General features: G+C 64.9%; 12 protein-coding genes. 8 read left to right on the top strand and 4 right to left on the bottom strand.

Annotation, left to right across the window (positions count from 1 at the left end; genetic code table 11):
- The first annotated feature begins 282 nt into the window (after window positions 1-282).
- The 3 genes from A3840_RS07525 (at window position 283) to A3840_RS07515 (ending at window position 2,838) form a co-directional block, all read left to right on the top strand.
- Window positions 283-1,299 (top strand): substrate-binding domain-containing protein, encoded by a 1,017-nt coding sequence (locus A3840_RS07525; protein ID WP_067454256.1) that lies wholly within the window; start codon window positions 283-285, stop codon window positions 1,297-1,299.
- A gap of 96 nt (window positions 1,300-1,395) precedes the next feature.
- The gene (sseA, locus tag A3840_RS07520) at window positions 1,396-2,229 is read left to right on the top strand and encodes a 3-mercaptopyruvate sulfurtransferase (protein ID WP_067454252.1); all 834 of its coding nucleotides are present in this window, start codon (window positions 1,396-1,398) and stop codon (window positions 2,227-2,229) included.
- Window positions 2,230-2,433: 204 nt separating this feature from the next.
- On the top strand, window positions 2,434-2,838 hold the full coding sequence (locus tag A3840_RS07515; protein WP_067454249.1) for a VOC family protein: 405 nt from the start codon (window positions 2,434-2,436) through the stop codon (window positions 2,836-2,838).
- Here the strand turns inward: A3840_RS07515 and A3840_RS07510 are convergent.
- Window positions 2,835-3,512, bottom strand: a complete 678-nt coding sequence (locus A3840_RS07510) for a class I SAM-dependent methyltransferase (protein ID WP_067454246.1) — start codon at window positions 3,510-3,512, stop codon at window positions 2,835-2,837. The two genes, A3840_RS07515 and A3840_RS07510, sit on opposite strands and share 4 nt — an antisense overlap.
- Before the next feature lie 249 nt (window positions 3,513-3,761).
- Here A3840_RS07510 and A3840_RS07505 point away from each other — a divergent pair, with 249 nt between their 5' ends.
- Window positions 3,762-4,484, top strand: coding sequence for a DNA helicase (locus A3840_RS07505; protein WP_067454243.1), 723 nt, complete (start codon window positions 3,762-3,764; stop codon window positions 4,482-4,484).
- 76 nt (window positions 4,485-4,560) lie between these two features.
- Here the strand turns inward: A3840_RS07505 and mmsB are convergent, their stop codons facing one another.
- From mmsB to chvE, 3 genes are all read right to left on the bottom strand, one after another.
- Window positions 4,561-5,838 carry a multiple monosaccharide ABC transporter permease gene (gene mmsB, locus A3840_RS07500; RefSeq protein ID WP_067454239.1) on the bottom strand — a complete coding sequence of 426 codons (1,278 nt, stop codon included), beginning with the start codon at window positions 5,836-5,838 and terminating at the stop codon, window positions 4,561-4,563.
- A complete protein-coding gene (gene mmsA / locus A3840_RS07495) occupies window positions 5,835-7,367 on the bottom strand; it encodes a multiple monosaccharide ABC transporter ATP-binding protein (protein ID WP_067454471.1) in 1,533 nt (510 codons plus the stop codon). Before mmsA ends, mmsB begins: the two co-directional genes overlap by 4 nt.
- Before the next feature lie 275 nt (window positions 7,368-7,642).
- Window positions 7,643-8,719 carry a multiple monosaccharide ABC transporter substrate-binding protein gene (gene chvE / locus A3840_RS07490; protein ID WP_109442297.1) on the bottom strand — a complete coding sequence of 359 codons (1,077 nt, stop codon included), beginning with the start codon at window positions 8,717-8,719 and terminating at the stop codon, window positions 7,643-7,645.
- On the opposite strand from chvE, the gene A3840_RS19405 reads away from it, so the two are divergent.
- The 4 genes from A3840_RS19405 (at window position 8,697) to A3840_RS07475 (ending at window position 12,463) form a co-directional block, all read left to right on the top strand.
- Window positions 8,697-8,885: a hypothetical protein gene (locus A3840_RS19405; protein ID WP_131798271.1), complete on the top strand. Its 189-nt coding sequence runs from the start codon at window positions 8,697-8,699 to the stop codon at window positions 8,883-8,885. The genes chvE and A3840_RS19405 overlap by 23 nt on opposite strands.
- A 275-nt stretch (window positions 8,886-9,160) precedes the next feature.
- Window positions 9,161-9,907 (top strand): FadR/GntR family transcriptional regulator, encoded by a 747-nt coding sequence (locus tag A3840_RS07485; RefSeq protein ID WP_067454236.1) that lies wholly within the window; start codon window positions 9,161-9,163, stop codon window positions 9,905-9,907.
- 26 nt (window positions 9,908-9,933) lie between these two features.
- Entirely contained in the window at window positions 9,934-10,887 is a 954-nt protein-coding gene (locus tag A3840_RS07480; RefSeq protein ID WP_067454233.1) for a sugar-binding transcriptional regulator, read from the top strand.
- 265 nt (window positions 10,888-11,152) lie between these two features.
- A complete protein-coding gene (locus A3840_RS07475; protein ID WP_067454231.1) occupies window positions 11,153-12,463 on the top strand; it encodes an ABC transporter substrate-binding protein in 1,311 nt (436 codons plus the stop codon).
- Window positions 12,464-12,666 lie beyond the last annotated feature (203 nt).

Here is a 12,666-nt window from a genome sequence, read left to right as displayed (position 1 = left end):
TGCAAATAGCACATATTGAACAGGCACTTAGCAGAACGCGCCCCGAAAAGTGGTTAAAATCGCCCAATCGCCGCATGATGTACGTACCTCAAGAATTTGAAACGATTTCCCCCTCTTGTCACAAAATTTGAAATCGCTTTGAATGATGTTTGGAGGAGATGGCGGCCAGCCCTGTTCAAAGGACCCCGCCTGCCCTAATGGCAAGGACGAGCCGGTTTATGCTGGGGCCAGGCGGCTGGCATGGCGCACCGGAGCGACGAACCATCCGGGCCGAAAGCCGCTATGAGACTGAAAGATCTTGCCGAGCATCTCGGCCTGTCGCAGACCACGGTGAGCCGTGCGCTGAACGGCTATCCGGAAGTGAACGAAGCCACGCGCCGGCGGGTCGCGGAGGCGGCAAGCGCGCTGGGCTATCGGCCCAATGCCAGTGCCCTGCGCCTGGCCACCGGCCGCGCCGGCGCCATCGGCCTGGTTCTGCGCGGCGCCGACGAGCTGGGGCCGCATATGTCGGAATTCCTTTCCGGTGTCGGCGCCTATATGGCCAATCGCGAGATCGACGTCCTGGTGACCACCGTGGCCAGCCAGCAGGAGGAGCTGGCCGCCTATCGGCGCCTTGCCGCCAGCCAGAAGGTGGATGCGGTCGTGCTGCATTCGCCTACCCTCAAGGACGAGCGCGCCGAATTGCTGCTCGATCTGAAAATCCCCTTCGTCCTGCATGGCCGCACCAATATCGGCCATCCCGTCGCCTGGCTCGATATCGACAATACCGGCGCCCTGGAGCGCGCCACCGGCCATCTCCTCGATCTGGGCCACAGGCGCATTGCCCTGTTCAACGGCCTCAAGGGCCGCACCTTTTCCCAGCATCGCGAGATCGGCTATCTCGCCGCCCTCTCGGCGCGGGGCGTCCCCTTCGATTCAGCGCTCATCGTCAATACCGCCTTCACCGACGAAATCGCCTTCCGCATGGCCCAGTCCATGCTCGAATTGCGCCCCCGACCCACCGCCTTCCTCGCCGGCTCGATGATGACGGCGCTCGGCATTTTCCGCGCCATTCGCCAGGCCGGGCTGGAGCTGGGCCGGGACGTCTCCATGATCGCTCATGACGACGTCTTTCCCTATCTCAACGCCGACAACATGTACCCGACCATGTCGACCACGCGCTCCTCGATCCGCCAGGCCGGCACCCGTATCGCCGAATTGATCGCCCAGGTCCTGGCCGGCAAGCCGGCCGAGGACGTGCACGAACTCTGGCCGGTTGAACTGGTGCTGCGCGAAAGCTCCGGCCCCGCCTCCCCCTGAGCGGGTGAAAGAGCTGGGGCCCTTTCGCAATAGCGCTTGCCCGCACGCCGTCCCCGGCGCTACCCATGAGAGGTCGCGGCCAAGGAGCAAGCGCAAATGATCTCTCCCTTCGTCACGCCGGCCTGGCTGGCCGACCATCTGCACGATCCCGGCCTCGTTGTGGTCGATGCCAGCTGGCACATGCCCAATGCCGCCCGCAATGCCCAGGCCGAATATCTGGATGGGCATATTCCCGGCGCGGTCTTCTTCGATATCGACGGCATTGCCGACACCGATACCGACCTGCCCCACATGCTCCCCGCCCCCGCCGATTTCGCTCGCGCCGTCGGCGCCCTGGGCATTTCGGAGGACATGAAGATCGTCGTCTATGACGAAGTGGGCCTGTTCAGCGCCCCGCGCGTCTGGTGGACCTTCCGCACCTTCGGGGCTGGCGACGTCGTCATCCTCGAAGGCGGAGGCCCCCGCTGGCGCGCCGAACGCCGCCCCATCGAGACCGGCCTGGTCGAGCGCGCGCCCGCGACCTTCCGGCCCCGCTTCGATGCCGCCGCCGCCGTCGATTTCGACAAGGTCGCCGCCCGCTCCCGCGATGGCGCTGCCCAGATCGTCGATGCTCGCCCCGCCCCGCGCTTCCACGCCGAAGTGCCCGAACCGCGCCCCGGCCTCAAATCCGGCCACATCCCCAACAGCCTCAACGTCCCGGTGGGTCTCCTCTCCGAAAACGGCATCCTCAAATCGCCCGAGGCCTTGCGCAGCCTCTTTTCCGAGCGTGGCGTCGATCTTGCGAGGCCGATCATCACCTCCTGCGGCTCCGGCATCACCGCCGTCACCCTCGCCCTCGCCCTCGAACAGGCCGGCGCCCGGGACGTCGCAATCTATGACGGCTCCTGGTCCGAATGGGGCGCCCGCCCCAACGCGGAAGTGGAAAGCTGACCCCTCAACAGGTCCAGCAGCAGACCTCACAGTAGACCTCATCCTGAGCCTGTCGAAGGACGAGGTCGTGGCACCCAAAAGCGGCAACGTTCCCGACCTCGTGGTTCGACAAGCTCACCATGAGGTCTTCCGGGGCGCCGTCAGAGCTGCCGGAACAATCCTCGCCTCCCGACATTCCTCCTGCGCCCAATCCGGAGGAGCATCATGTTCGATCATACCGGCATCGTCGTCACCGATCTCGCCCGGGCCCGCCGTTTCTACGACGCCATCGCCACGGCGTTCGGCCTGCAGACCGCCGATAACGGCCCCGAAGCCTTCCTGTTCGGCAAGAGCGCCGAGGAGCCCATTCCCTATCTCTGGGTCGGCACCACCCGCCCCTCCTATTGGATCGAGGGCTCGCGCGCCGGCATCAACCAGATGCACGTCGCCTTTCGCGCCGAGAGCAAGGCCATGGTCCAGGCCTTTTACCAGGCCGCCCTGGCCCATGGCGGCAGGGACAATGGCGCGCCCGGCCCGCGCCAGGGCGCCGGCGATTATTACGGCGCCTTCGTGCTCGATCCCGATGGCAACAATATCGAAGCCTGCTGCCGGGGCGAGGCGGCGCACTAGCCCGCGTAGGCCACCCAGCCACGAAAGCTCAACCCGGCATAAAAGAGGCTGATCCCCTCGAACCCCGCCTCGGCCAGCATCGCCTCTTCTTCCTCAGGTGGCAGGATGGTCAGTTGCGTGCCCATGGTCCCCAGCGCCCGGTCCAGCGCCGCGCCGCTGGCCGTCCGCCCCTCGGCGAAGCCCGCATGCCGCGCGATCCAGCGCGAGCGCTCCGGCTCCTCCTGCGAAAAACTGATATGGGCCAGGATCAGCGGCGCTCCGGGCCGCAGCCGGCTCCGCAAGTGCCGCAGCGTCTCCAGCCGCTGCGCCCGGCCGATGAAATGAAAGGTAAGGAGGCAGACCGCCCCGTCGAACGGCCCCTCGGGCGCGTCCGCGATATAGCCCTGCTGCAAGTCGATCCGGCGCGCCAGCGGCCCGACCACCTGCCGCGCCAGCGCCAGCATGTCCGCCGAGGGATCCACCCCGTGAAAATGCCAGCCCGCCTGCGCCTCGGCCAGGGCCTTGAGCTCCAGCCCGCCGCCCGCGCCCAGCACCAGCACCCGCCCGTCCGCCGGCACATATTCGCCCAGCAGCAGGGCGGCCATCTTGTGCAGCCCCTCCAATCCCGGCACCTGCCGCGGCGGCCGCTCCACATAACCCGCCGCCGCATGCGCATCGAAAGCAAACTGCGCCATGGACCTCTCCGTCAGAATTCGTAACTTCATTAGTTACACATAAAGCCCCGCCACCCGTCAAGCCCTCACCCTGACCCAACCCGCTCGCGCCGGGCCGGCAGAATCAGCTAGCATCCTTCCGGCGCGGTCCACGCCTCCCCCCTCCGCCGGGAAAGCAGCCCTCCTGCAGGATCATCGTTCCATCGAACCATCCCGTCGTGCGACGGCAAAAGGAGGGATTGCCCAAGCCGGAACGACTGGAGCAATTCGATGCGACTTTCCGCCCCCATCCACCGCCTCAAGCGCGCTGCCAGGATGCAGGCCCGCGACCAGGCCATTCCCCTTCATGCCGCGCTCGACCGCGTGGCCATCGCCGAGGGCTTCGCGAGCTGGAGCCTGCTCGCATCCCGCCATAGGCGGCAGGCCCATGATCCGGCCCGGCTCCATGCCATGCTCCTGCCCGGCGAGCTGGTGCTGATCGCCGCGCGTCCGCACCAGGGCAAGACCGTCCTGGCCCTGCGCCTGGCCCTCGCGGCCATCGCCGTCGGCAACTCGGCTCATTTCTTCTCGCTCGACTATACGCCGCGCGACATATCCGGGGCGCTCTCTGCGCTGCCCGCCGACCTCTCCCGTCACGCCACCGATCTCAATGTCGATTGTTCCGACCATATCAGCGCCGATCACCTCATCCAGCGCCTGGCCTCTGCCCCGCCCCACACGCTGATCGTCGTCGATTATCTGCAATTGCTCGACCAGAAGCGCACCCATCCGCCGCTCCAGCAACAGGTGGAAACCCTCGCCGCTTTCGCCCGCCAGCGCGGGCTGATCGTCGTCTTCATCTGCCAGATCGACCGCACGTTCGACCCGGCCGACGCGCCTATGCCCGGGCCGGCCGATATCCGCCTGCCCAATCCGCTCGATCTCGGCCTGTTCAGCCGTTTCTGGTTTCTGCATGACGGCCATTTGCAGATGGCAGGCGCCGCCACCGCCTGATCAGCCCCACCCTTCCCCCAAAACAAAAAAGGCCGCCGGGTTTCCCCGGCGGCCCTATACGCACCAGCCCGAAATCTCAGGCCGATTTGTTCTTGTTGTAGAGGTCGAAGAACACGGCGGCCAGCAGCACCACGCCCTTGATCATCTGCTGCCAGTCGATATTGACGCCCATGATCGACATGCCGTTGTTCATCACGCCCATGATGAAGGCGCCGATCACCGCGCCGGCCACCTGGCCCACGCCGCCCAAAGCCGAGGCGCCGCCGATGAACACGGCCGCGATCACGTCCAGCTCCAGCCCCTGCCCCGCCTTCGGCGTCGCCGAATTGAGACGGGCGGCATAGATCATGCCGGCCAGCGCCGCCAGCGCGCCCATGATGGCGAAGATGTAGAACGTGGTCCGCTCGGTCTTGATGCCCGAAAGCGCCGCCGCCTTGAGATTGCCGCCCAGCGCATAGATGCGACGGCCGAAGGTCATGCGCTTGGTCAGGAACACGAAGCCCGCGATCAGCACGCCCATCACCACCAGCACATTGGGCAGGCCGCGATAGGAGGCCAGCATATAGGCGAAGAACAGCACCAAAGCCGCGATCACCACGTTCTTGACCACGAACAGGCTGAACGGCTCCACGTCATAGCCGCGCATCTTGCGCCGCGCCCGGGTGCGGATGGAAAAGAACACCATGGCGACCACGGCGGCGATAGCGATCACCATCGTAGTGGTGTGCAGCACCACGTTCTGCCCGTTCTCGGCCAGCCAGGGCATGGTGGTCGGCCCGATCACGTCGGGGATGAACCCGGCCGAGAGCAGCTGGAATTCGGCCGGGAACGGGCCCACCGACTTGCCGGCCAGGATGGCCAGCGACAACCCCTTGAAGATCAGCATGCCGGCCAGCGTCACGATGAAGGCCGGGATGCGGTGATAGGCGATGAGATAGCCCTGCGCCGCTCCGATGGCCGCCCCGGCCACCAGGCATATCGCTCCGGCGACGATGGGATTGGCCAGGAAAGCCAGTTCCGGCGGAAAGCGCCAGCCCACCATCAGCATGGCCGCCAGCGCCCCGATGAAACCGGACACCGAGCCCACCGAAAGGTCGATATGGCCCGCCACGATCACCAGCAGCATGCCCAGCGCCATGACGATGATATAGGAATTCTGCAGGATGATATTGGTCAGGTTCACCGGCTTGAACAGCACGCCATTGGTGAAATACTGGAAGAACAGCATGATGAGGATGAGCGCCAGCAGCAGGCCATAATCGCGCATATTGGCGCGCAATGCCCCGATCAGGGACAATTCGTGGCTCTTGGCCTGATCGGCCGGGGCTCCGGTCGGTACAGTTTCGGTCGTCATGATGCCTTTCCTTCAGCGCGCACGATGGAGCGCATGATCTTTTCCTGGCTCGCCTCGCTGGTCGGCATTTCGCCCACGATGCGGCCCTCGTTCATTACATAGAGGCGGTCGGTAATGCCGAGCAGTTCCGGCATTTCCGACGAGATCACCAGGATCGCCTTGCCCTGCGCGGCGAGCTGGTTGATGATCGTATAGATTTCATATTTCGCGCCCACGTCGATGCCGCGCGTCGGCTCGTCCAGGATCAGCACGTCCGGATTGGCATAGAGCCATTTGGAGAGCACCACCTTCTGCTGGTTGCCGCCCGACAGGTTCCCCGCCACCTGATAGACGCTCGAGGAGCGGATATTGGTCTTCCTGCGGTAATCATTGGCCACGTCGAGCTCGGCCAGATCGTCGATCACGCCCCAGCGCGACACGCCGCGCAGATTGGCGATGGTCGTATTGTTCTTGATGTGGTCGATGAGGTTGAGGCCATAGGTCTTGCGGTCCTCGGTGGCATAGGCGATGCCGTGCCGGATCGCCTTGTCGACGCTGGACGTATCCACCTTCTGCCCGTTGAGCCGCACCTCGCCCGAGATTTTCTGGCCATAGGACTTGCCGAACAGGCTCATGGCGAATTCGGTGCGCCCCGAGCCCATCAGCCCGGCAATGCCCACCACTTCGCCCTTGCGCAGCACGATATCGACATCGCGGATCACCTGCCGGTCCCGATGCTGAGGATGGAACACGTTCCAGTTCTTCACCTCCAGCACCACCTCGCCCACATTGGGGCTGCGGGCCGGGTAGCGGTCATCCAGGGCGCGGCCCACCATCGAGGTGATGATGCGGTCTTCGGTGATATCGGCCTTGTCCATCGTCTCGATGGTGCGGCCGTCGCGGATCACGGTCACCCGGTCGGCGATGCGCGAGATTTCGTTCAGCTTGTGGCTGATGATGATCGAGGTAATGCCCTGCTTCTTGAACTCGAGCAGCAATTCGAGCAGCGCCGCGCTGTCCTTTTCGGAAAGCGAGGCGGTCGGCTCGTCCAGGATCAGCAATTGCACCTGCTTGGAGAGCGCCTTGGCGATCTCGACAAGCTGCTGCTTGCCCACCCCGATATTGGTGATCAGCGTATCGGGATCTTCGTTCAGCCCCACCATGGAGAGCAGCTTGCGCGCCCCGTCGCGGGTCTCGTCCCAGTCGATCACCCCGGTCTTGGCCTGTTCGTTGCCGAGGAAGATGTTCTCGGCGATCGACAGCAGCGGCACCAGCGCCAGCTCCTGGTGGATGATGACGATGCCCTTGTGCTCGCTGTCGCGGATGGAGCGGAAATGCTGCTCCTCGCCCAAATAGATGATCTCGCCCTCATAGGAGCCGTGCGGATAGACACCGCTCAACACCTTCATCAGGGTGGATTTGCCGGCCCCGTTCTCGCCGCATATGGCGTGGATTTCCCCTTCCCGCACATCCAGGTTGACGTCCTGCAACGCCTTGACGCCGGGAAAGGTCTTGGTGATGCCGCGCATCTCCAGAATGGTCTTGGTCATGCTGGTCCTAACTTCGATAGACCCTTGGCCGCCCCGCCACACCAGATCATCACCCTCGAGAGTGATCACCATCGACAGAAATGGCGGCTCCGTCGCATCCCTCCCCCTTGAGGGGAGGGAATGAGGGAGGGGGTCCATCAGCATTCCACTGAACCACCCCCACCCCGGCCCTCCCCTCAAGGGGGAGGGGGCGCAGGAACCTAAGCTTCTGCACCCCGAATTTATCGTCGAAAGGGCCCCGCTGATCGCGAGGCCCTCCCGATCGTTGCAGATTATTACTGCAGTTCTTCGGCCTTGATATAGCCCGAAGCGACGACGCGTTCCTCGTAATTGGTCGCGTCGACCTCATAGGGGGTCAGCAGGATCGAGGGGACGACCTTGACGCCATTGTCATAGGTCTCGGTGTCCAGCCCGCCCGGCTCCTGGCCCGACAGAACGGTGTCGAGCAGCTGCGCGGTGTACTGGGCCAGTTCGCGCGTGTCCTTGAACACGGTCGAATACTGTTCGCCGGCAATGATCGCCTTGACCGAGGGGACTTCGGCGTCCTGGCCGGTGATGATCGGCCAGGACAGGTCGCCCGAGCCATAGCCCACGCCGCGCAGCGACGAGATGATGCCGCGCGAGAGCCCGTCATAGGGGGCCAGAACGCCATGCACCCGGCTGCCGTCCGAGTAATTGGCCGACAGGATATTGTCCATGCGGGCTTGGGCCACCGCGCCGTCCCAGCGCAGCGTGCCGACCACGTCCATGCCCTGCTGGCCGGACTTGACCACGATGTCGCCGCTGTCGATCAGCGGCTGCAGCACGGCCATGGCGCCGTCATAGAAGAAGAAGGCATTGTTGTCGTCCGGCGAGCCGCCGAACAATTCCACGTTCCACGGCTTGTCGTCGGGGAAGCGCTCTTCGAGGCCCTTCACCAGCGAATTGGCCTGCAGCACGCCCACCTGGAAATTGTCGAAGGTGGTGTAATAATCGACATTGGCGCTGTCGCGGATCAGGCGGTCATAGGCCACCACCTTGACGCCCTGGTCGGCGGCCTGCTGCAGCACGGCGCTCAGCGTGGTGCCGTCGATCGAAGCGATCACCAGCGCGTCCACGCCCTTGGTGACCATGTTTTCGATCTGGGCCAGCTGGTTGGGAATGTCGTCTTCCGCATATTGCAGGTCGACCGAATAGCCCATGCCTTCCAGCGCGGCCTTGAGCTCGTTGCCGTCCGAGATCCAGCGCAGCGATGACTGGGTCGGCATGGCAATGCCCACCGCGCCCTTGTCCTGGGCCAGCACGGCGCTGGCGGCGCTGGACATCAGCGCACCGGCGGTGAGCACCGCCATGATCGATTTGAAAAGCTTCACGTCTCGACTCCCTTTGATATTCGAGATGATTTTATCTGGCCCGGGCGAGGATCAGCTCAGGCGGCCGCAACGCGACACCGCATTGCGATGGGTCGGCGCCGCGCGCCGCATCACCATTCCAAACCGCATGAAATCCTCCGGCACCAACGGCTTTGCGCCGTCATGAACCCTCCCAGCCCATGAGCCCGGACGCTAAAATAATCAGATAGGCGTGTAAAGCGTCATCTCTCGCCGTCGCACATTTTTTCGAATCTAGAAGAAAAAACGGAGCCCGGTTGCACGGCTGTTACCGCAGGTCTATGGTCGCGCCGAGCGGCGGCAAAGACACGAAAGCGGGCTGGACAATGGCCCCGAATAACGAAAAGGTATCTGATACCTTTAGGGAGGCGAAACATTAAGACCGGCGATATCCGGCCCGATCGGTCCAGCGCCGCCAATGCGGTGGCCGACGATCTGGCAGACACGATCCTGACCAGCATGGCCCCTGGCACCAGCCTGCCCAGCGAGGCGGAACTGGCCGGCCATTATGCCGTCAGCCGCCTCACCGTGCGCGAGGCGGTCAAGCTCCTGGCCGGGCGCGGACTGGTCGAACTGGCGCGCGGCAAGCGGGCCGTCGTGCGCGAGCCCGATGGCGCCGCCTTTGCCGATTTCCTGCTCTCGGTGCTGCACAACGATTCCAAGGGCCTGTTCGATCTCATCGAGGTGCGCCTGTCCCTCGAAGTGCAGGCCGCCACCCTCGCGGCCAAGCGCGCCAGCCGCGCCGGCATCGCCGCCATCGAAAATGCCCTGCAGGGCATGCGCGACGCCGAGGCGGCCTCCGGCGCCGAAGGCGAGGCGCGGTTCCACGATTTCGATGTCGGCTTCCACGAGGCCGTGGCCCTGGCCAGCGGCAATCGCATCCTTGGCTACCTGTTCGAGGCCATGGCCGGCCCGCTGCGCAACGGCATCCAGATCAGCCGCCAGGGCCATGCCAGCCGCGGCCACAGCCTGGCCGACACGATCGAGCATCACCAGCGCATTCTCGATGCCATCCGCGCCGGCAATTCCCGCGCTGCCGCCGAGGCCATGCGCCTGCATTTGCGGAATACCGAGCGCGACATCGGCACCGCCTTGAGCAATATGGGCAATGTGCCCGCCCCGGGTCCGGCGCGGCAAAGCCCCTTGCGGTCGCGGGCACGATCCGAATAATCGCGCGAAACGCCCGAGGGGATTTCATGGCCGCGCGACAGGACAATTCTGCCACCCGTCTGGACGATGCCGCGCGGGCCGGCTGGCTCTATTACGTCGCCGGCAATACCCAGGAGGAGATCGCCGCCAAGATGGGCATTTCCCGTCAATCGGCGCAGCGCCTGGTCTCCCTGTCGGTCAGCGAGGGCCTGATCAAGGTCCGTCTCGATCACCCCATCGGCCATTGCCTCGACCTCGCCGAGCGCCTGCGCGCCCGATTCGCCCTCGACCATTGCGAGATCGTGCCCTCCGATCCCGCCAGCGCCTCCACCACGATCGGCATTGCCGAAGCCGGCGCCGCCGAGATCGAGCGCACCCTGCGCCTTTCCGAACCCCAGATCATCGCCATCGGCACCGGCCGCACCCTCAAGGCGGCCGTCGAACAGCTCCAGCCCATGGAATGCCCGCACCACAAGGTGGTCTCGCTCACCGGCAATATCGCGCCAGACGGCTCGGCGGCCTTCTACAACGTCATCTTCAACGTCGCCGACACGGTCAAGGCGCGCTCCTTCCCCATGCCCCTGCCGGTCATCGCCTCCTCGGCCCGCGAGCGCGAACTGCTCCATGCCCAGCCGATGATCCGCTCCACCCTCGAACTGGCCGCCCGCGCCAATATCAGCTTCGTCGGCATCGGCCATCTCGGCTCCGACGCCCCGCTCCTGCTCGACGGCTTCCTCACCGAGGCCGAGCAGAAGGCTCTGCAAAAGGCCGGCGCCGTCGGCGAGATTTGCGGCTGGTGCTTCGATGCCCAGGGACGCCTCATCGAAGGCCTCATCAACGACCGCGTCGCCTCCGCGCCCCTGCCCTCGCGCGAAACCGGCCGCGTCATCGCCATCGCCATGGGCGAACGCAAGGCCCCCGCCATCCGCGCCGCCCTGCAGCGCCGCCTCGCCAACGGCCTCATCACCGACGAACGCACCGCCCAATTGCTGCTCGCCTGACGGCCGCCACTCGGCTCCCCCACCGCCGCCGCCCCACAGATCGCCACCCTCCCACCCACGGATCGTCACCCTCGGGCTTGACCCGAGGGCCCTTCCTCACGCGAAAAATCTGCCACTCCACCGAGCATCCGCCCACCCAATCACGCCCTCTGACGCACGTACCGCACAGATTCCGCGATCATCCCGCTTGACGAACCGCGTCAGTTTGGTGAACATCTGCCCACAGCCAAAGCAATTGCTCGCTTCGGCCCTTGGGAGGATATTGATGAAACTGACACCCCTTTTCGCGGGCGCAGCTCTGCTTGCCCTGACCGCGTCGGCCTCGGCCCAGACGCTCACCATCGCCACGGTGAACAATGGCGACATGATCCGCATGCAGGGCCTGTCCAGCGCCTTCACCGAAGAAACCGGCATCGCGCTCAACTGGGTCGTGCTGGAAGAAAACACCCTGCGCCAGAACGTCACCACCGACATCGCCACCAATGGCGGCCAATACGACATCATGACCATCGGCACCTATGAAGCGCCGATCTGGGCGCGCCAGAACTGGCTGAAGCCGCTCGACGGGCTCAGCGCCGATGCCGAATACGATGTCGACGACCTGCTCCCCGCCATTCGCGGCGGCCTCTCCGTCGATGGCAAGCTCTATGCCGCGCCCTTCTACGGCGAGAGCTCCTTCATCATGTATCGCACCGATCTGATGGAGGCCGCCGGCCTCGAAATGCCCGAAGCCCCCACTTGGGAATTTATCGGCGAAGCCGCCCGCGCCATGACCGACCGCGACGCCGACATCAACGGCATCTGCCTGCGCGGCAAGGCCGGCTGGGGCGAGAACATGGCCTTCCTCACCGCCATGTCCAATTCCTTCGGCGCCCGCTGGTTTGACGAAAACTGGGTGCCCCAGTTCGATCAGCCCGAGTGGAAGAATACCCTCGATACCTATCTCGCCCTGATGGCCGATGCCGGCCCCTCCGGCGCCTCCTCCAATGGCTTCAACGAAAACCTGACCCTGTTCCAGCAGGGCAAGTGCGGCATGTGGATCGACGCCACCGTCGCCGCCTCCTTCGTCACCAATCCCGATGATTCCACCGTGGCCGACAAGGTCGGCTTCGCCCTCGCCCCGGACAATGGCCTGGGCAAGCGCGGCAATTGGCTCTGGGCCTGGTCGCTGGCCATCCCGGCTTCCTCGCAGAATGCCGAGGCCGCCGAGCAATTCATCAATTGGGCCACCAGCAAGGATTATCTCGCCCTGGTCGCCGAAAACGAAGGCTGGGCCAACGTACCCCCGGGCACGCGCACTTCGCTCTACGAGAATCCGGATTACCAGGCCGCAGCCCCCTTCGCCAAGATGACGCTGGATTCCATCAATGCCGCCGATCCCAATGCGCCCACGGTCGAGCCGGTCCCCTATACCGGCGTGCAATTCGTGGCCATTCCGGAATTCGCCGGCATCGGCACCAATGTCGGCCAGCTCTTCTCGGCCGCCCTGGCCGGCCAGATGTCCGCCGATGACGCCCTGGCCCAGGCCCAGGACGCCACCACCCGCGACATGACCCGCGCCGGGTACATTAAGTAGCTCTCCAAAGACCTACGCCCGGCTGGGTGACCCTCAGCCAGCCGGGTGCTTTTGAATTTGGTTTCGTACAGATCAAACGGCTCCATCGCCTCCCTCCCCCTTGTGGGGAGGGATTGAAGGTGGGGGTCCGTCAGGTATCCACTGAACCACCCCCACCCCGGCCCTCCCCCCAAGGGGGAGGGGGGAAAGAGCCCCAGCATCCG

The sequence above is a fragment of the Devosia elaeis genome (assembly GCF_001650025.1).
Taxonomy (GTDB): domain Bacteria; phylum Pseudomonadota; class Alphaproteobacteria; order Rhizobiales; family Devosiaceae; genus Devosia; species Devosia elaeis.
This window is presented reverse-complemented; position numbering and strand designations above follow the sequence as displayed.